At 71.4% G+C, this 18,623-nt stretch carries 14 protein-coding genes and 1 pseudogene; 5 read left to right on the forward strand and 10 right to left on the reverse strand.

Features of this window, described 5'->3' with window-relative positions; all coding sequences use genetic code 11:
• The 3 genes and pseudogenes from AR3_RS22700 to AR3_RS22710 form a co-directional block, all read right to left on the reverse strand.
• Positions 1 to 481: pseudogene (locus AR3_RS22700) on the reverse strand (sensor histidine kinase); the annotation flags it as partial.
• Positions 481 to 1,161 (reverse strand): response regulator transcription factor, encoded by a 681-nt coding sequence (locus tag AR3_RS22705; RefSeq protein WP_067916603.1) that lies wholly within the window; start codon positions 1,159 to 1,161, stop codon positions 481 to 483. The gene AR3_RS22705 and the pseudogene AR3_RS22700, both read right to left, overlap by 1 nt.
• 78 nt (positions 1,162 to 1,239) lie before the next feature.
• Entirely contained in the window at positions 1,240 to 2,580 is a 1,341-nt protein-coding gene (locus AR3_RS22710) for an MFS transporter (RefSeq protein ID WP_227023052.1), read from the reverse strand.
• 184 nt (positions 2,581 to 2,764) lie between these two features.
• On the opposite strand from AR3_RS22710, the gene AR3_RS22715 reads away from it, so the two are divergent.
• Together AR3_RS22715 and AR3_RS22720 are read left to right on the forward strand one after the other, a co-directional pair.
• Positions 2,765 to 3,928 (forward strand): OmpA family protein, encoded by a 1,164-nt coding sequence (locus AR3_RS22715; protein WP_146150216.1) that lies wholly within the window; start codon positions 2,765 to 2,767, stop codon positions 3,926 to 3,928.
• A 332-nt stretch (positions 3,929 to 4,260) separates the two neighbouring features.
• Entirely contained in the window at positions 4,261 to 8,037 is a 3,777-nt protein-coding gene (locus AR3_RS22720; protein ID WP_067916605.1) for a glycoside hydrolase family 2 TIM barrel-domain containing protein, read from the forward strand.
• Positions 8,038 to 8,523: 486 nt separating this feature from the next.
• Here the strand turns inward: AR3_RS22720 and AR3_RS30775 are convergent, their stop codons facing one another.
• Positions 8,524 to 8,751, reverse strand: a complete 228-nt coding sequence (locus tag AR3_RS30775) for a hypothetical protein (protein WP_157406743.1) — start codon at positions 8,749 to 8,751, stop codon at positions 8,524 to 8,526.
• 1,117 nt (positions 8,752 to 9,868) lie between these two features.
• On the opposite strand from AR3_RS30775, the gene AR3_RS22730 reads away from it, so the two are divergent.
• From AR3_RS22730 to AR3_RS22740, 3 genes are all read left to right on the forward strand, one after another.
• The gene (locus tag AR3_RS22730) at positions 9,869 to 10,531 is read left to right on the forward strand and encodes a hypothetical protein (protein WP_067916611.1); all 663 of its coding nucleotides are present in this window, start codon (positions 9,869 to 9,871) and stop codon (positions 10,529 to 10,531) included.
• 339 nt (positions 10,532 to 10,870) lie between these two features.
• Positions 10,871 to 11,113 (forward strand): hypothetical protein, encoded by a 243-nt coding sequence (locus AR3_RS22735; RefSeq protein WP_067916613.1) that lies wholly within the window; start codon positions 10,871 to 10,873, stop codon positions 11,111 to 11,113.
• The gene (locus tag AR3_RS22740; protein WP_067916615.1) at positions 11,110 to 11,394 is read left to right on the forward strand and encodes a hypothetical protein; all 285 of its coding nucleotides are present in this window, start codon (positions 11,110 to 11,112) and stop codon (positions 11,392 to 11,394) included. Before AR3_RS22735 ends, AR3_RS22740 begins: the two co-directional genes overlap by 4 nt.
• 54 nt (positions 11,395 to 11,448) lie before the next feature.
• Here the strand turns inward: AR3_RS22740 and AR3_RS22745 are convergent, their stop codons facing one another.
• From AR3_RS22745 to AR3_RS22770, 6 genes are all read right to left on the reverse strand, one after another.
• Positions 11,449 to 12,270 (reverse strand): SMP-30/gluconolactonase/LRE family protein, encoded by an 822-nt coding sequence (locus AR3_RS22745; protein WP_067916617.1) that lies wholly within the window; start codon positions 12,268 to 12,270, stop codon positions 11,449 to 11,451.
• Positions 12,267 to 13,457, reverse strand: coding sequence for an aldose epimerase family protein (locus tag AR3_RS22750; protein WP_067916619.1), 1,191 nt, complete (start codon positions 13,455 to 13,457; stop codon positions 12,267 to 12,269). Before AR3_RS22750 ends, AR3_RS22745 begins: the two co-directional genes overlap by 4 nt.
• Before the next feature lie 91 nt (positions 13,458 to 13,548).
• Positions 13,549 to 14,823, reverse strand: a complete 1,275-nt coding sequence (mmsB, locus tag AR3_RS22755; protein WP_083951790.1) for a multiple monosaccharide ABC transporter permease — start codon at positions 14,821 to 14,823, stop codon at positions 13,549 to 13,551.
• The gene (gene mmsA / locus AR3_RS22760) at positions 14,820 to 16,379 is read right to left on the reverse strand and encodes a multiple monosaccharide ABC transporter ATP-binding protein (RefSeq protein ID WP_067916621.1); all 1,560 of its coding nucleotides are present in this window, start codon (positions 16,377 to 16,379) and stop codon (positions 14,820 to 14,822) included. The genes mmsB and mmsA overlap by 4 nt, the downstream gene beginning before the upstream one ends.
• 25 nt (positions 16,380 to 16,404) lie before the next feature.
• Positions 16,405 to 17,538, reverse strand: a complete 1,134-nt coding sequence (chvE, locus tag AR3_RS22765; RefSeq protein WP_067916623.1) for a multiple monosaccharide ABC transporter substrate-binding protein — start codon at positions 17,536 to 17,538, stop codon at positions 16,405 to 16,407.
• Positions 17,539 to 17,629: 91 nt separating this feature from the next.
• Positions 17,630 to 18,613, reverse strand: a complete 984-nt coding sequence (locus tag AR3_RS22770) for a U32 family peptidase (protein WP_067916625.1) — start codon at positions 18,611 to 18,613, stop codon at positions 17,630 to 17,632.
• Positions 18,614 to 18,623 lie beyond the last annotated feature (10 nt).

Genomic DNA, 18,623 nt, shown 5'->3' on the forward strand with positions numbered 1-18,623 from the left:
GCGCCAGCCACACCAGTGCGATGTCGCGGCGGGCGTCGGCGGTCGGCGCCTCCACCAGCACCATGCCGACGACCTGGGCGTCCCGGCCCGCGGGCTCGGCGACCATCACGCGGTCGGGGCCGAACGGGGTGACCAGCGGCAGCCGCTCGGTCGTCCGACCGGCCAGCGCGCGCCGCACCGCCGCGGCGTCCGGCGGGTCCACGTCGCCGGAGCGGATCAGCACGGTGCGGGCCCCGTCGCGGACCTCCACGCCCGCCCCGTACAGCGCCGCATACCGGTCCACCTCGCTGACCAGCACGGACGTGTCGCCCTCGCGGACGGCCTGGTCGGCCAGCTCGGCCAGCCGGGTGGCGTCCGCGCGCCGGTCCAGCAGCAGCACGCCCGTGCGCTGCTGCGCGTACGCCCAGCCCAGCGGCACCGCCAGCGCCAGCACCAGGCCGCCGATCAACGCCAGGTAGGTCAGCAGCAGGCGGCGCCGCATCAGCCGTCCACGCCCAGCCGGTAGCCGGTGCCGCGCAGCGTGCGGATCAGACCGGGCCGGCCCGTCTTCGCGCGGATGCCGGCGATGTGCACGTCCAGCGACCGGGACGCCGCCAGGAACGCGTCGCCCCACACCGCGTCGAGGATCTCCTCGCGGCTGCGCACCACCCCCGGCTCGCGCGCCAGCAGCGCCAGCACGTCGAACTCGCGGCGGGTCAGCGCGACCGGGCGGCCGTCCACGACGACCTCGCGGGCGCGCAGGTCGATCCGCACGTCCCCGGCCTCCACCAGGTCCGCCGCGGGGGACCGGCCGCCGGCCCCGCGGACGGGGGCGGAGCGGCGCGCCACCGCGTCCATCCGCGCCAGCAGCTCCATGATCTTGAACGGCTTGACCAGGTAGTCGTCGGCCCCGGCGCGCAGGCCGCGCAGCACCGCCCGCTCCTCGGTCCGCGCGGTGATCACGATGACGGGCACCGCCGACACCCGGCGCAGCCGCCGCAGCATGTCCAGGCCGTCCATGTCGGGCAGGCCCAGGTCCAGCAGGACGAAGTCGCAGCCGTCCTTCAGCCGCAGCCCGTCGCCGGCCCGGACGACCCGCTCGACGCGGTGGCCGCGCCCGGTCAGGGCCGTGGTGAGCGCGTCGGCGAGCCGGTCGTCGTCCTCGACCAACAGCACCCGCATGCCCGTCACGCCCTCCGCAGACCTGCCCTTGCCCCTCGCGGAGCAAGGGTAGGTCCTCGCCTGCGCCCCCGCGTCCGGTCAGCCGCGCGCCGGCGCGGCCGCCGGGGCCTGCTCGGCGCGGGACAGGACGGTGTCGCGGGTCTCGCGCATCGTCACGTACACGACCAGCGACACCGCCGCGCACGCCGACACGTACCAGTAGAAGCCGGACTCGACGCCGCTCTGCTTGAACCACAGCGCCACGTACTCGGCCGTCCCGCCGAACATCGCGTTGGCCAGCGCGTACGGCAGCGCCACGCCCAGCGCCCGCACCCGGGTGGGGAACAGCTCCGCCTTGACCACCGCGTTGATCGAGGTGTAGCCGGTGACGATGACCAGCCCGCCCAGCATCAGCGCCAGCGCGGGCCAGAACCCGTCGACGTTCCCCAGCGCCGTCATGATCGGCACGGTGCCCAGCATGGACCCGACGCCGAACGAGATCAGCAGCGGCCGGCGGCCGATCCGGTCCGACAGCGCCCCGGCGGCGGGCTGCAGGAACATGAACACCGTCAGCGCGCAGAAGCTGACCAGCGTGGCGTCGTCCTTGCTCATGCCCGCGGTGTTGGACAGGTACTTGGTCAGGTAGGTGGTGTAGGTGTAGTACGCCACCGTGCCGCCCATGGTCAGCGCGATGACCAGCGCGAACTCCCGGCGGTGGGCGAACAGGTCCCGCAGCGTGCCGCGCTCGGCGGGCGCGGCGGCGTGCTCCTCGACCTCGTACGCCTCGGTCTCCAGCAGGTTGCGGCGCAGGTAGAACACCACCGCCGCGCCCAGCGCGCCGACGATGAACGGGATGCGCCAGCCCCACGAGTGCAGCGTGTCGTCCGACATGGTGCGCTGCAGGACGATCTGCAGGCCGAGCCCGCACAGCTGGCCCGCGGTCATCGACACGTACTGGAAGCTGGAGGAGAACCCGCGCCGCCCCGGGGCCGACGCCTCGGTCAGGTACGTGGCGCTCGCCGCGTACTCGCCGCCGACCGACAGGCCCTGCAGCAGCCGCGCCACCAGCAGCACCACCGCGCCGAAGTACCCGACGCTCTCATAGGTGGGCGCGACGGCGATGAGCAGCGCGCTCACCGACATCAGGGTGACCGTGGCGGTCAGCGCCGCCTTGCGTCCGCGCCGGTCGCCGAGGCGCCCCAGCAGCCAGCCGCCGACCGGGCGCATGAAGAACCCGACGGCGAAGATGCCCATCGTGTTGAGCAGCTGCGCGGTCGCGTTCCCCTTCGGGAAGAACGAGGCCGCGAAGTAGACGGCGAAGCTGGAGTAGACGAACCAGTCGTACCACTCGACGAGATTGCCGATCGAACCGCCGACCAGCGCCTTCCACGGGCGCCGCGCGGGCCGGGGCGGCGTGCCGCCGGGCAGCGTCGTCGTCACCGGGGACCTCCTCGGATCACGGGGTGGGAAGGGTGACCTGCGTCACCACGAGCCTCCGCAGCGTCACCGATCCGCCGAACCCCGTTCAAGATCGAAGCCCCAGATCTAACGTGCCCTTAACACTGGGGCCACGTGCGTCCGGTGCGTTCGCGTCTGCCGTTACGTGGCCGTACCATCCCGCTCTGTGAGAAATCGGCAGACTCTTGTGGCGATGATGGGCCTGGTGTCCCTGGTCGCCGCGGGATGCGGGGGCGTCAAGACCGAGGACTCCGACGGGAAGGCGGCCGCCGCCTCGTCCCGCCCGTCCGCGACCGCGACGCCCACGGCCGCGCCGGGGGCGGGGACTCCAGAGCCGAAGAGCTGCCCGCGAGGCGGCAAGCTCATCCCGGCCGTCGAGATCCCCGCAGTGCGCACCAAGCCGGTGCACATCCCGGAGGCCCGCATCGGCGGCGAGGTGATCCCGGCCGTGACGATCCCGGGCGTGAACATCCCCGCGCAGCGCGTCCCCGCGCAGTGCGTGACCGTGCACGAGGCGCCGGGCGGCTGCCTGGGCGCCGTGGAGATCCCGCCGACCATGATCCCCGCCGTGGAGATCCCGGCGGTGGAGATCCCCGGCGTCGACGCGGGCGGCATCCATCTGAAGCCCGAGCGCAAAGAGGCCGTACGACAAGAGGCCGTCTACCAGAGGGGCGCGTCCGTCCCTGAGGTGTGCCAGGAGAAGCCGGGGCCAGAAGGCGGATACGTCCCCGGCGTCTACCGTCCCCCTTTGTACCGCGCGCCCGTCTACCGCCCCCCGCTCTACCGGGGGCCCCTCTACCGGCCGGGGGCCTGTAACGACAACGGCGAGTGCATCCCCAGCGTGTCGGTGCCCAGCGTCTCCGTCCCCAGTGTGTCGGTGCCGAGCGTCTCGTTCCCCAGCGCGAGCCTGCGTAGCCGTACGGTCGGGCGCACAGAGGTCTTCGAGGACAAGAGCCAGGTCGCCTTCCGGATGGACGCCGACGTGCTGTTCGAGTTCGGCAAGGCCGACATCAGGCCGCAGGCGGCGGCCGAACTGGCCAAGGTGGCCGCCGCGATCAAGAAGGAGGCGCCGGCGGACGCGCAGGTCCGGGTGGACGGGCACACCGACGCCAAGGGCGACGCCGCCGCCAACCTCGAGCTGTCGCGGCGCCGCGCCCAGGCCGTCGCCGACTGGCTGGCCACCCGCGGCGGCATCCCCCGCTCCCGCCTGAAGGTCACCGGGTACGGGGAGACCAAGCCCGCCGCGCCCAACACCAACGCCGACGGCTCCGACAACCCGCGCGGCCGCGCCAAGAACCGCCGCGTCGTCATCTCGGTCGGCCGCGACTGAGCCCGCGCCGACCGGCTCCGGAGGCCACACCGCCGGTCGGGGCGCCGATCCGCCCGGCCCCCGACCGGCCGGCTCGCCATGACGGACACCGATCCGCATGTGGATTTGGTGATGCTGCATTTCGTATTCAGGTGGGCCGTTATTCGGGAGTCTGGCGAAATGCGCCATGCGCCCGCGTCACCGTCGGCGCCACTCGCCACACTCGACGGCGTTCGTTGACGAGATCACCTTCGCTGTCTAGCGTCCCAGACGTAGGGCTTCACCTCGTCAGTCAGAACGCCGTGCGGGCGTTGTCAGGGGGCTGCGCCCGGCCAGAGGAGGCAGAGGAACCCATGCCCCCACCCTTGGGCACCCTTGTCCGATCCCGACTCCTGACCGTCCTGGCCGCGGCGCTCGCCGCCACCGGGCTGGCGGCCCTTCCGGCCGCGGCGCGCACCGGCCCCGCGGGGCCGCCGGCCGACGTCTACGCCTACCTCGACGACCCCGAGATGACCGCCGAGGGGCAGGAGCCGCCGCACGCGGTGCTGCGCCCCTACGAGAACCGCGCCGACGCCGCCGCCTCGCGCGGTTCGAAGTGGGTGCGCTCCCTGGACGGGGAGTGGCGCCTGACCGTCGTCGACCGTCCGGCCGACGTCCCCGAGGGCTTCTACCGGGAGGGGTACGACACCTCGCGGTGGAGAAAGGTGTCGGTGCCGCACACCTGGCAGAGCGACCGGCTCGACCACCCCATCTTCCGCAACATCCCCACCGAGATGGTGCCGGACGACCCGCCGCGCGCGCCCAAGGACGTCAATCCGACAGGCGCGTATGTGAAGCGCTTCGACATGCCGTCCGCCTGGGACGGCCGCCGCGTCTTCCTGCGGTTCGAGGGCGTCACCAGCGCCTACTTCGTGTGGGTGAACGGCCGCTACGTCGGCTACGACCAGGGCGGTTACACGCCGGCCGAGTTCGACGTGACCGACCACGTCCGCAAGGGCGCCAACACCGTCGCCGTCCAGGTGCACCGGTGGAGCTCCGGGTCCTACCTCGAGGACGTCGACCAGTGGCGGTACAGCGGCATCTTCCGTTCGGTCTGGGCCTACTCCACGCCCAAGACCTATGTGCGCGACGCCTACATCACCACCGACCTGGACGCGTCCTACCGCGACGCGACCCTGAACGCGACGGTGACCCTGGCCAGCAAGCAGGGCCCGCGGGGCGAGCACACCGTCAGGGCGACCCTGGTCGACCCCGAGGGCCGCCGCGTGCAGACCTTCTCCGGCACGACCGCGGTGACCGGTGACACCGCCACCGTGAAGCTCAGCGCGCACGTCGCCGACCCGGCCAAGTGGTCGGACGAGACGCCGAACCTCTACACGCTCGTCCTGGAACTGGCCGGTCCGGACGGCCGCGTCGTCCACACCACCAGCGAGACGATCGGCTTCCGCGAGATCGAGATCAAGGACCGGCGGCTGCTCGTCAACGGCAAGCGGATCCTCATCAAGGGCGTCAACCGCCCCGAGACCGACCCCGACACCGGACGCCACCAGACCCGCGAGCGGATGGAGTCCGACGTCGCGCTGATGAAGCGGCTCAACATCAACGCGATCCGCACCGCGCACTACCCGTCCGACCCGTACCTGTACGAGCTGGCCGACCGGCGCGGACTGTGGATCGACGACGAGGTCGACATCGAGACCCACAACTGGGAAAACTGCGACCGGCCCGCGCCCAACGACTGCATGGCCGACCGCCCCGAATGGCAGAAGGCGTTCCTGGAGCGGTTCCAGGCGATGGTCGCGCGCGACAAGAACCACCCGAGCGTGTTCCTGTGGGACACCGGCAACGAGGCCGGGCTCGGCGCCGCGCACACCGAGATGGCCGAGTACGCGGCCGCGACCGACCCGACGCGCCCGCTGTACCACCAGTCGAACTCGCCCGACGGGGACGCGCCGTTCGCGCACGTGTGGGGGCCGCGCTACCCGACCCCGGCGCGGCTGGAGCAGCAGGCGAACACCACCGCCAAGCCGATCATCATGGGCGAGTACGCCCACGCGATGGGCAACAGCCTCGGCAACTTCCGCGAGTTCTGGGAGGTCGTCCGCACGTACCCGCAGGTGCAGGGCGGCTTCATCTGGGACTGGGCGGAGGCCAACATGCGCCACCCGCTCATCACCACGCCCGACTCGTCCGGTAACAAGATCAAGGCCTGGCTGCAGGGCATCCCGAAGGTCGTCGACGGCCACAAGGGGAAGGCGCTGTACTTCTCCGGCCTCGACGACTTCGTCGAGGTCTACCGCGACCGCAGGCTCGACATCACCGGCAAGGCCGTCACCCTCGACGCCTGGGTCAAACCGGTGCGCCCGTGGACCGGCGACTTCACCATGATCGCCAAGGGCGACCACCAGTGGGCGCTGAAGATGAGCGACGAGAACACGCTCGAGTTCTTCGTGCACAGCGGCACGTGGCGCACCGTGCGGGCGCCCGTCCCCGCCGACTGGTACGACCGCTGGCACCGCGTCACCGGCACCTACGACGGCACCGCCGTCCGGCTGTACGTGGACGGGCGCGAGGCCGCCCAGGTCCCGTTCAGCGGCGACATCGACTGGTCGTCGGCGGACCTGAACATCGCCCGCAACCCCGAGACGATGCAGGACAACGACCACGGCCGGTTCGCCAAGGGCGCCATCGACCAGGTCCGGATCTACCCGCGCGCCCTCACCGCCGAGGAGCTGGCGTCCGGCGCCGACCCCAAGAAGGACGCGGCGCTCGCGCTGGACTTCGACGAGTTCCACACCAAGGGCACGTTCCTGTCGAACGGGCAGAGCCTGTCGGGCGTGGACGGGCTGGTGGGCTCCGCGCGCTTCGTCCAGCCGGAGACCGCTCAGCTCGCCTGGGTGCAGTCGCCGATCCGCGTCACCCGCTCCGGCGAGACCGTCACCGTGTCCAGCGAGCGGACGTTCGCCGACACCTCCGACCTGGAGCTGCGGTGGCGCTACACCGGGGGCGACCGGGTGCTGCGCTCCGGCCGACTGCCGCTGAAGCTCGCGCCGGGCGGCTCGACGCAGGCGGCGATCCCCGACCCGCCGTCCAACCCGTCCGACGCCGAACGCTGGCTCACCGTCGAGGCCGTGCTCAAGAAGAGCACGTGGTACGCCAAGGCCGGACACGTCGTCGGATTCGGCCAGTTCCCGGCGGGCGGCACCACGGTGCCGAACGTCCGCAAACCGGCCACCGGCACCGTCAAGACCGTCGAGAACGACAAGGAGGTCGTCGTCACCGGACGGGACTTCCGGTACGTCTTCGACAAGGCCAAGGGCACGCTCACCTCGATGAGGCACAAGGGCGTCGAGCTGGTCGAGACCGGGCCGGAGCTGGACGTGTGGCGTCCCCCGATCAGCAACGAGACCTACACGTGGGGGAGGGCCGAAGGCGAAGACTGGCGCCGCGCGGGCCTCGACCGCCTGGTCACGACGCCGACGTCCGTCACGGCCACGTCCGGCGCCACCGCCACGGTGGAGATCGCCAGCCGTGTGCAGGCGCCCGGCTTCAACGCCTGGTTCGATCAGACCACCACGTACAAGGTGGACGGCTCCGGCCAGATCGAACTCACCCACCGGGTCAGTCCGCAGGGCGACGCCCGCACCCTGCCCTACCTGGCCCGCGTCGGTTACACGGTGAAGACGCCTCAGCGGTTCGAACGCTTCGCCTGGTACGGGCGCGGGCCCGTGGAGAACTACAACGACCGCAAGGACGGCACCCCCATGGGCGTGTGGTCCTCCACGGTGGACGAGCAGTACGTCGACTACTACCGGCCCCAGGACCACGGCAACCACGACGACGTGCGCTGGGCCATGCTGTCGGACGGCCGCGCGGGCCTGCTGGTGGCCGGCGACTTGGAGGTCAGCGTCACCCCGTACGACGACTTGGACCGGGCGCTCTACCCGTTCGCCCTCAAGCGCAACCGGGGGTGGAACACCCTGCACGTCGACCATGCCGTCACCGGTGTGGGCGACACCCCCAACCCCGTCCGGCCCGAATACCAGGTGCGCCCGGACCGCGACTACACCTACACCACCTTCCTGCGCCCCCTCACCCCCAAGGAGGCACGCACCGGAACTCTCAACTGACGACCTGACCACCTAACGACGGCCGGGCCCCGCCCACCGCAGGCCCGGCCGTCCGCACCGTGGCGCGTCAGGAGTGCCCGGCAGTGAGACGAGGGTGGTCCCGCGTGCCCTAGGCGCTGTCGGAGCGATCACCGTGCCGCTCCCTGACCAGTCGGCGCACCAGGACGGTGCGCTGTCGCCGACCGAGGCGTTCGAACAGCCTGGTGCCCCGGGAATGACGCGGCGGGCGCTCTCCGCGGCGAAGACGGCGGTGCCGAGGACGGCCGCCCGACAGAGCCTGCTATCGGGCGCGCCGAGGAAGTCGGCATTGCGCCCGCCGAGGATCAGGCCCGACACTTCGGCGACCGGGCCTGTATGACACCGACGCGGTCATGCCCGACTCCGCCTGCCGCATGGCCTTGGAGCATGCTCCTCGGTGCCGCAGCGTCGGGCGCCCGATGGTGCTGTGGACCCGGTAGTTCAGTGACCTTCTGGGGAAACGGACGTTCAGCACCCCTCCGAGGGGCTGCCGGGGGCGGCGTCCGGGAAGTCCTTCATCACCGCGTGCAGCCAGGCGCCGGGCTCGTCTCCGTCGACGTCCGGACCGAAGACGAGGACCACTCCGGTCTCAAGGGTTCGGATCGCCCGGCCGGGGCCGTCACGGTCGACGACCATCTCAGGGGCCTCCCGCCAGGAGCAGCCGGCGGCGTCCAAAGCGGCGATCACATCGTCCATCGGGAGCCGCGACGTCGGCGGACGCCTCCAGCCGCCGATCGGCGCGGGCAGACCGACCGGGTGCCGGTCGCTTCCCCAGCAGGGCACGCTGATTCGGACCACAGTGTCGTCGCAGATCAGCAGTTGGAGATCGGTTCCCCACAGGTAGTAGCGCGGACGCCGGCGGTGCGGCCGTCGTCGGCCTTGCACGTCGTCGGGAGGCCCCAAGAGATCCTCGACCTGTTCGAGTGACATCCCGCAATACAGCGGCCCCAGCCGCCCCGTCCGGGCGAAGTCGACCACAAGTCTCAGCGCGTCGTTCGCATCGCTCGCCTTCTGCACATGGTTCGGACGCACCCCACATGGCATCCGTTCGCCCCATCCACGCGCGCCCGATCTTCCAGCTCTCTTCCGGACACGATCAGGGTCAGATCGAAATGGCTCGTCGGTGCGCCACTTGTCACTGGTGAGTCGGCAACACAGAGGCCGTGAGGCCCCAAGCGTGACGACCTTTCTGACCGGAACACGCGCGATAGGGCGGACGGTATCGGCTGTCAAAAAATGCTTTCGGAGGGCCGTCCTGTGGTGAGGCGCCGCTGATTCGCCCCCCGCCCTCTCCCGGTTCCCGACATTGGGAGAGCCCGGGGATGTTCACCTGCCAGGGAGGATAACGGGAAGTGCAGGGACGGCGACGGGGGCAAAGCATTCGTCACGACGAATGTGCACAATTACGTAGAACCGCGGGAGTTCACGTCCGGCGCCGCGGCACGCGGATGCCGGAACACCGTTATCAGCGGATAACGGCGTCCGTATTCGGGGAAGCGTGTCCGAATCTGTAAGGGGATTGCTCTCACACCTTGCGGTCGCGGCCGACTAACGTCACGTTCAGGACCGGTATCAGTGAACGGGCGACCCCCTTATCACCTGTGACCGAAAAGCCGGGTGGCGACCCGCCATCCGTGGGCGCACCCGGCGATGGCGCGACTCGGTGTCGCGCAGCCCCGTCTCTGAACGCCCGCTGAGGCAGGGTCGCAGCCCCGCACGGCGCCGCCGGCGTCCCGCGAGCACGGCGACGCCGCGAGGAACCCTGACGGCGGCCCCGCGCCAGAGGGCGACTCGCAGGCAGGAGGTGGACTCCATGACTCACCCGCTCGGCCTGGCACGGTCGGCCGTCGTGTCCGGCGCATACAGCCCCATCGTGGTCTTCGACGTCGCGGGCTTCAGCCGCCCCGACCGCGATACCGACGTCCAGTTCGCCGTGCGGCGCGGACTCTACGACATCGTCTTCGGCGCTCTCGACCGCGTCGAGGCGACCCGCACCGTCTACTACCGCCAGGACTACGGCGACGGCGTGCTCGCCGTCCTGCCGCCCACCGTCTCCGCCCGCGCTCTCGCCGAGAGCCTGCCGATCGCGCTGCACGCGGAGATCCGGCGGTACAACAAGTGCGCCAGCCCCGCCGCGCGCATCCAGCTGCGCGCCGTCCTGCACGTCGGCCCGGTGTACCTGGACGAGCAGGGGGTCAGCGGCCGCGCCGTGATCCATGCCGCTCGGCTCAGCGAGGCCCAGCCCCTTCGGGACGCCCTGGCCGCCGGCGGGGCGGACCTGGTGTTCGCGGCCTCCGAGCGGCTCTACGACGAGGTGATCCGCGACAACCCGATGCCCGCCAACATGGAGTACCGCCAGTTCGTCGCGCGTGTGAAGGAGGACGAGTTCACCGCGTGGCTGACGGTGCTCGGAACCTCCATCGACCCCATGGGTGAGATCAGTCCCCAGCTGCGCGCCGTCCCCGACCCTCCTTGAGCGCCGTGAGCAGATCCCGTCGTCTCCACCCGCATGCCGAGATTCCTGGCATGCGGGTGGAGAGGGCGCCTGAAGGGCGCGCTTCATCCAGTCGCGCGGCTTCAGGTGCGCGTTCGGCCCGCTGGACGACGGCGTCCGATGGGCCTCCGACCGCCCGCACCCGCATCTGCGGCCGCTGACCAGGGGTGACCCGCGCGTTGCGTTGAGCGTGTGGACGAGCAGCTGATACGGCTCTGGAGATGATGTCAGCGGGCTGCTGTAGCGTCGCGGAAAGACGCGGCGCGACGAGACGGGAGTGGCATGAGCGCACGGCCTGACGGGCCGGGACAGCCTGGGCGGGTGCGGCCGATCCCACGGACGATCGAGGCCATCGGCCAGGCGCTGACCGCGGAGAAGCGCGCGAGGTTCTACGGCGAGGTGCAGACCGCCGAGCAGGGGCCCGAGCTGGACGGCGTGCTGGAGCGCTGGTGGATGGACGCCGTCCTCGACCAGGTGCCCGGACGGCGGCGCCGCCACGCCGACGGGGTGGCGGGGCGCAACCTCGTCCCGTTGCCGAAACCACGCGGCGCTTCTGAGCGGTGACCGCGCCCCGGCGCGGCTGGACCGTCTTCTGCACCGAGCACGCCGCGGGGGAGATCGAGGCGATGCCGACCCCGCTGCACGACGCCGTCATCGAGCATCTGAAGGAGCTCGCGCGGCGCGGCGGCGCCGCCATCGACGAAGGAGGGCCGCCGCCGGGCCATCCCGTGGACGACGGCGTCGCCTACACCTCGACCGTCCCCGGCCATCCCGTGATCTACGAGTACGTCGTCCAGGCCGACATCCGCGAGTTCCGCGTCACCACCATCGCCTGGCTCCCTTGAGGCAGACCCGCGTCGGGGCCGGACGCCCGACCCAACGCCGGCACGCGACGGCGATCAGGCGGGGAAGGGGCGGGTGGGGAGGCCCTGTCCGGCGTCGGGGAGGACGAACAGGGACCCGGCGTGGGCGTCGTCGGCGGGGGCGCCGGTGGTGGCGGTGGTGATGTACAGGTCGCGCAGACCGGGGCCGCCGAAGGCGCACGCCGTGGTCTGGCGGGCGGGGATCTCGACGGCGCGGTCCAGGACGCCGGCGGGGGTGTAGCGGAGCACGCGTCCGCCGCCCCACAGCGCCACCCAGACGCAGCCGTCGGCGTCCACGGTCAGGCCGTCGGGCAGGCCGGGGACGTGGGCGAACACGCGCCGGTCGTCGTTCTCGAACACGTCGATGCGGCGCGTGGGCGTGTCCACGTAGTACATCAGCCGTCCGTCGGGGCTCCAGGCGATGCCGTTGCTGACGGTCACGTCGTTCAGCACGGTCGTGACCTTGCCGTCGGGCGTGACGCGGCGCAGCCGTCCGCCGCCGGGGGCCTCGTCGTAGCGCATCGTCCCCGCCCACAGCTCGCCGGCGGGGGAGACGGCGGCGTCGTTGCCCCGGCGGCCCTCCTCGGGCCATTCGGCCAGCCAGCGGAACGAGCCGTCCGGGTCGTACAGGCCGACGCCGTCGCGCAGGTTGACGACCAGGCCGCCCGAGGCGCGGGGTTTGGCGGCGCCGACGTGCTGCGGGGTGGTCCGCACGGTGTCGGCGCCGGTGGACGGGTCGTAGGAGTGCACCTCGCAGGCGAGGATGTCCACCCACAGCAGGCGGCCGGTCGCTGCGTCCCAGGTGGGGCCCTCGCCCAGCACGGCGCGCCGGGCGAGGGCGATCTCGACGTCGGTCATCGGGCGGAGAAGGAGTAGACGGTGGTGGTGTCGTAGGTCTGGCCGGGCCGCAGCACCGTGGACGGGAACTGCGGCTTGTTGGGCGAGTCGGGGAAGTGCTGCGTCTCCAGGCAGAACCCGTCGCCCTGCCGGTAGGCGCGGCCGCTCGTGCCGACCAGGCGGCCGGTGAGGAAGTTGCCGGAGTAGAACTGGACGCCCGGCTCGGTGGTGTGCACGTCCATGACCCGGCCGGACGTCGGCTCGGTCACCCGGGCGGCGTGCCGCAGGCCGGTGCCGTCCAGGACGAAGTTGTGGTCGTAGCCGCGGCCGATCACCAGCTGCGGGTGGCCGTCGCGGATGCGTTCCCCGATCGCGTGCGGCCGGGTGAAGTCGAACGGGGTGCCGCGCACCGGCGCCAGTTGTCCGGTGGGGATCAGCGTCGAGTCGACCGGCGTGTACCGGCGGGCGTTGAGCTGGAGGCGGTGGTCGAAGACGCTGCCGGAGCCCTCGCCCGCCAGGTTGAAGTAGGTGTGGTTGGTCAGGTTGACGACGGTGGGCTTGTCGGTCGTGGCCTTGTAGCGGATGCGCAGCTCGTTCTTCGGCGTGACCGTGTAGGTGACGGTCGTCTTCAGGGTGCCCGGGTAGCCTTCCTCGCCGTCCGGGCTGGTGTAGGACAGCCGCAGCGACACGTCGTGGCCGCTGCGGACGGGCTCGGCCTTCCACACCTTCTCGTCGAAGCCGTGGTCGCCGCCGTGCAGGCTGTTGTCCCCGTCGTTGGCGCTGAGACGGTAGGTCGTGCCGTCGAGGGTGAAGCGGGCGTTGCCGATGCGGTTGCCGTACCGGCCGATCAGGGCGCCGAAGTAGGGGTTCTCGTCCTGGTAGACGGCGGACAGGTAGCCCTCCAGGGTGGGGAAGCCGAGCGCCACGTTGCCGGGGCGGCCGCGCCGGTCCGGCACCTCAAGCGACTGGACGATCCCGCCGTAGGTGAGCACGCGGACCGTCATGCCGCGGCCGTTGGACAGCGTGTACCGCTCGACCGCCGTGCCGTCCGGCAGTCTCCCGAAGGGCTCCTTGGTGATCTGCGGGGCCTTGCGCGGCGGGGCGGCGGCCCCGGTGCCGACCGGGGCGGCCGACGCCGCGCCCGCCGCCGCCACGACGGCGGCGGCGACCAGCAGCGAGGCCCCGGTGAGGGGTGGGAGGAACCTCATGACTCTCCTCTCAGGTGATCCGTTGACCCCCGAGGACGTTGCGTCCGCGTCGGCGGCGGGCGCGCGGCCCGCCTCGGCGCCCCGTGCGCGGCTAGCGCAGGAGCGGGCTGCCGGCGCGGCGCTTGGTCCAGACGTCGAACGCGACGGCGGCCAGCAGCACCAGGCCCTTGACCAGCATCACCCGCTCGCTCGGCGCGCCCATGAGCGACATCCCGTTGTTGATCACACCCATGATCAGGCCGCCGGTGATCGCGCCGACCACCTTGCCGACGCCGCCCTGCACGGCCGCGCCGCCGATGAACGCCGCGGCGATCGCGTCCAGCTCGAACGTGGTGCCCGCGGTCGGGCCCGCCTGGTTGAGCCGCCCGGCGAAGATCACCCCGGCCAGCGCCGACAGCACGCCCATGTTCACGAACAGCCAGAACACGATCGACTTGACCTTGACGCCGGACAGCTGCGCCGCCTGCAGGTTGCCGCCGACCGCGTAGATGCGGCGGCCGAACACCGTCCGGTTGGTCAGCACCGTGTAGCCGAGCACCAGCGCGGCCAGCAGCACCAGCACCCACGGCAGGTTGTGGAAGCGGGCCAGCTGCACCGTCACCGCCATGATCAGCACGCCGGCGGCGGCGATCTTCAGGACGAACACCGGGAACGGGTCGACCGTCTGCCGGTAGCCGAGGCGCGCCGCGCGGGTGCGCCACTGCGCCGCCGCCAGCCCGGCGACCGCGGCGATCCCCACCAGCAGGCTGAACAGGTCGGCGCCGCCCAGCACGCCGAGCCCGATGTTGCCCAGGTAGCCCTCGGTGAACCCGTTGGAGAGCGTGCGGACCTCCTCGGGGAACGGGCCGATGCCCTGGTTGCCCAACACGGTCAGGGTCAGCGCGCGGAACAGCAGCATCCCGGCCAGCGTGACGATGAACGACGGGATGCCGAAGTAGGCGATCCAGTAGCCCTGCCAGGCGCCGATCGCGGCGCCCGCCGCCAGCGTCAAAAGCAGCGCCAGCGGCCACGCCACCCCGTGGTTGACCATCAACACGGCCGCGACGGCGCCGGTGACGCCGACCACCGACCCGACCGACAGGTCGATGTGCCCGGAGATGATGATCAGAATCATCCCGATCGCCAGGATCAGGATGTAGGAGTTCTGCACGATGATGTTGGAGATGTTCTGCGGCTGCAGCAGGTCCCCGCCGGTCAGCACCGTGAAGAGCGCGACGATCAGCGCGAAGGCGATGTAGATGCCGCTCTGCCGCACGTTGATCGTCAGCCGGGACAGCGACCTGCCGTTGCCGGTCCCGGGCGCCGCCGGGTCCGTCTTCCTCACCGGAGCGCCGGCATCGGCGCTCGCGGGCGCGGTGCCGCTCATGGGACCTTCTCCTGTTCCTTGTCCATCGTCATCAGGTACATGAGGCGTTCCTGGGTGGCCTCCGCGCGGGGCACCTCGCCGGTGATCCGGCCTGCCGCCATGGTGTAGATGCGGTCGCACATGCCGAGCAGCTCCGGCAGCTCGGAGGAGATCAGCAGGATCGCCTTGCCCTCCGCGGCCAGCCCGTTGATGATCGAGTAGATCTCGTACTTGGCGCCCACGTCGATGCCGCGGGTGGGCTCGTCCAGGATCAGCACGTCCGGATCGGTGAAGATCCACTTGGACAGCACGACCTTCTGCTGGTTGCCGCCGCTGAGCTGCCCGGTGACCGCACTGACGTCGGGCGCTTTGATGTTCATGCGCGTGCGGAACCCGTCGGCGACCCGGTACTCCTCGTTGCCGTCCACCCATCCGCGGCGGGCCAGCCGGGACAGCCCCGCGGCCGAGACGTTCCGCTTGATGTCCTCGATCAGGTTGAGGCCGTAGCGTTTGCGGTCCTCGGTGGCGTAGGCGATGCCGTGCGCGATGGCGTCCCGCACGGTCCGCACGTCGATCGGCTTCCCGTCCTTGAGGACGCGCCCGGAGACGCCCACCCCGTACGAGCGGCCGAACACGCTCATCGCCAGCTCGGTGCGGCCCGCGCCCATGAGCCCGGCCAGCCCGACGATCTCGCCGCGGCGCAGCGTGAGGGACGCCCCGTCCACCACCTTGCGGTCGTGCTGGGAGGGGCTGTGCACGGTCCAGTCCTCGATCCGCAGCACCTCCTCGCCGATGTGCGGCGTCCGCGGCGGGTAGCGGTGCTCCAGGTCGCGGCCCACCATCCCGGTGATGATGCGGTCCTCGGTGACGTCGTCGGCGGCGGCGTCCAGCGTCTCGATCATCCGGCCGTCGCGCAGGATGCTGATCGAGTCGGCGATCGCCAGCACCTCGTTGAGCTTGTGCGAGATGATCACGCAGGTGATGCCGTCGTCGCGCAGGCCGCGCACCAGGTCCAGCAGGTGCGCGGAGTCCTCGTCGTTGAGCGCGGCCGTGGGCTCGTCCAGGATCAGCAGCCGCACCCGCTTGGCCAGCGCCTTGGCGATCTCGACGAGCTGCTGCTTGCCCACGCCGAGGTCGGCGACCGGGGTGACCGGGCTCTCCGGCAGCCCCACCCGCTCCAGCAGCGCGGCGGCCTCGTGGTTGGTGCGGTTCCAGTCGATGAGGCCGCCGAGCAGCCCCCGCCGCCGGGCGCGCTCGTTGCCGAGGAAGATGTTCTCGGCGATCGACAGCTGCGGGCACAGCGCCAGCTCCTGGTGGATGATGACGATGCCGCGGGCCTCGCTGTCGCGGATGCTCGCGAACCGGCACGGCTCGCCGTCGAAGACGATCTCCCCGTCGTACGAGCCGTGCGGGTACACCCCGGACAGCACCTTCATCAGCGTGGACTTGCCCGCGCCGTTCTCCCCGCAGATCGCGTGGATCGCGCCGCGCCGCACCGTCAGGTCGACGTCGGCGAGGGCGGTGACGCCGGGGAAGGTCTTGGTGATGCCGTGCATCCGGAGGATGTCGTCGGTCATGACCCGGGTCCTTCGGTCGCGCCGGTCACTTCAGGCCGATCTTGTCCGCGGTGTAGTAGCCGGTGTCGACCAGCGCCGTCTTCACGTTGTCCTTGGTGACGATGACCGGCTCCAGCAGCTGGGACGGCACGACCTTGACGCCGTTGTCGTAGTCCTTGGTGTTGTTCACCGTCGGCTTGCCGCCCTTGAGCACGGTGTCGGCCATCTGGACGGTCGTCTCCGCCAGCTTGCGGGTGTCCTTGAAGATGGTGGAGTACTGCTCGCCGCCCAGGATCGACTTGATCGAGGCCACCTCGGCGTCCTGCCCGGTCACGATCGGGTACGGCTGGCCGGCGGTGCCGTAGCCGTTGCTCTTGAGCGCCGACAGGATGCCGATGGACAGCCCGTCGTACGGCGACAGCACGCCGTGCACCTTCGAGCCGTCGCGGTAGGTGTTGGTCAGCAGGTCCTCCATGCGCTTCTGCGCGGTGGCGGGGTCCCAGCGCAGGATCGCGATGGTCTTGAAGTCGGTCTGTCCGCTCTTGACCTTCAGCACGCCCCGGTCGATGTACGGCTTCAGCACCGACATCGCGCCGTTGTAGAAGAACGTGGCGTTGTTGTCGTCGGGCGACCCGGCGAACAGCTCGATGTTGAACGGGCCCTTGGCCGGCCCCTCCGACCCGTCGGGGTTCTTGACCTTCAGGCCGATCAGCAGCGAGGTCGCCTGCTGCACGCCGACCTTGAAGTTGTCGAACGTGGCGTAGTAGTCGACGTTGGGGCTGTTGCGGATGAGCCGGTCGTAGGCGATCACCTTGATGCCGTTGTCGGCGGCCCGCTGCAGCTGGGTGGTCAGCGTGGTCCCGTCGATGGACGCGACGATGAGCAGCCGGGCGCCCTTGGTGATCTGGTTCTCCAGCTGGTTGACCTGCGTGGGGATGTCGTTCTCGGCGTACTGCAGGTCGACCTTGTAGCCGAGCTTCTCCAGCCCGGCCTTGAGGTTGTCGCCGTCGGAGATCCACCGCTCCGACGAGCGGGTCGGCATGGTCACGCCGATGAGCGCGCCCTTGCCGGCGGCCTCCCGGGCCTCCTTGTCGATCGTCTTCTCGCTGGACCCGCAGGCGGCCAGCGACGCGGTCAGGGCGACGGCGGAGAGGACCGTGGCGATGCGCCCGATTCTCATGGTTTCTCCTCCCGGGGGTGGGTCCGCCCGCGCGCGCCGGATGCGCTCGCGGGGTCGGCGCTCGGGGCGGGGGGCGAGGGATTTGCAGGTCTCAGGTGGGGGACGCGGCGGCCGCGCCGGCGACGGGGAAGCGCGCCAGCGGCCCCGGATCCCGGGAGCCGAGGGGCGACATCCCGCCGTCGGCGCCGAGCCGCGCCAGCGTGTCGAGGATCAGGCGGCCGCGCCGCACCCGCTCGCGTCCGCTGTCCACCGCCGCCTGCCGCAGGTGGCGGCCGACCGGGTAGAGGGGGGCGGCGTTGCGCAGCCCGAACTTCAGGTAGATGGGGGCGCCGCAGCGGATCAGCTCCGCCGCGTCGTAGATGCGGACGAAGCCGCCGAGGTCGTCGGGCGCCTCGACGTAGAAGTCCATGGGCGCGGCGCTGACCGCCCGGATCTCGGCGATCTGCGCGAGCGTCAGGTCGCTGGGCACGTTGATCGAATCGGCGCCCAGGTGCTCCCACACCTGGAACGACGCCGGGTTGACCGGCCCGACCAGCGCCGACACCTTGAACGTGACGTCGGCGGGCAGCCGCCCGGCGGCGCGCAGGCGGTGCAGCGTCCACAGCACGCCCTCGTCGGCGACCAGCAGCGACGGGACGCCGAGCGCGACGGCCCGTTCGGCCTCCTCCACGCACTGGGCGAGCTGGTCGCGGCCGCGGGCGCGCGGCCCCGCCGTCGGGTACGTGCGGGACCCGCCGCCCGGCTCCCACGAGCCGCGCGGGCCGAGGAACAGGCACAGCTCGACGTTCCGCCCCCGGCAGGCGGCGACCATCTCGGAGATCTCGGCGTCGGTGAGCATCCACACGCCCGAGCCCTGGCTGATGCGGTGCAGCGGCACGTCCAGCCGCTCGCTCTCGTCCAGCACCGCCTCCAGCACTGCCGGGCCCTCGCAGGACGGCAGCTCGGTGCGCCACGCGCCGCCGTCGGGGAAGGCGCGGGACGACCCCGGCGCGGTCTCGGGGCGGGCGGGGAAGCCCAGCTCGCGCAGCGCGTGCTCGCCGGGCGGCCGCGGGCGGGCGGCGTCGGGTCCGTCCATCGTCAGGTCA

Origin of the sequence: Actinomadura rubrobrunea NBRC 15275, from assembly GCF_001552235.1 — a bacterium.
Lineage (GTDB): Bacteria > Actinomycetota > Actinomycetes > Streptosporangiales > Streptosporangiaceae > Spirillospora > Spirillospora viridilutea.

Excerpts from the sequence above, each read along its gene's own strand:
- AR3_RS22705 (WP_067916603.1), bottom strand. The coding sequence starts at position 1,161 with ATGCGGGTGCTGTTGGTCGAGGACGACGACCGGCTCGCCGACGCGCTC.
- AR3_RS22720 (WP_067916605.1), top strand. The coding sequence starts at position 4,261 with ATGCCCCCACCCTTGGGCACCCTTGTCCGATCCCGACTCCTGACCGTC.
- AR3_RS30775 (WP_157406743.1), bottom strand. The coding sequence starts at position 8,751 with ATGGACGATGTGATCGCCGCTTTGGACGCCGCCGGCTGCTCCTGGCGG.
- AR3_RS22730 (WP_067916611.1), top strand. The coding sequence starts at position 9,869 with ATGACTCACCCGCTCGGCCTGGCACGGTCGGCCGTCGTGTCCGGCGCA.
- AR3_RS22745 (WP_067916617.1), bottom strand. The coding sequence starts at position 12,270 with ATGACCGACGTCGAGATCGCCCTCGCCCGGCGCGCCGTGCTGGGCGAG.
- AR3_RS22750 (WP_067916619.1), bottom strand. The coding sequence starts at position 13,457 with ATGAGGTTCCTCCCACCCCTCACCGGGGCCTCGCTGCTGGTCGCCGCC.
- mmsB (WP_083951790.1), bottom strand. The coding sequence starts at position 14,823 with ATGAGCGGCACCGCGCCCGCGAGCGCCGATGCCGGCGCTCCGGTGAGG.
- mmsA (WP_067916621.1), bottom strand. The coding sequence starts at position 16,379 with ATGACCGACGACATCCTCCGGATGCACGGCATCACCAAGACCTTCCCC.
- chvE (WP_067916623.1), bottom strand. The coding sequence starts at position 17,538 with ATGAGAATCGGGCGCATCGCCACGGTCCTCTCCGCCGTCGCCCTGACC.
- AR3_RS22770 (WP_067916625.1), bottom strand. The coding sequence starts at position 18,613 with ATGGACGGACCCGACGCCGCCCGCCCGCGGCCGCCCGGCGAGCACGCG.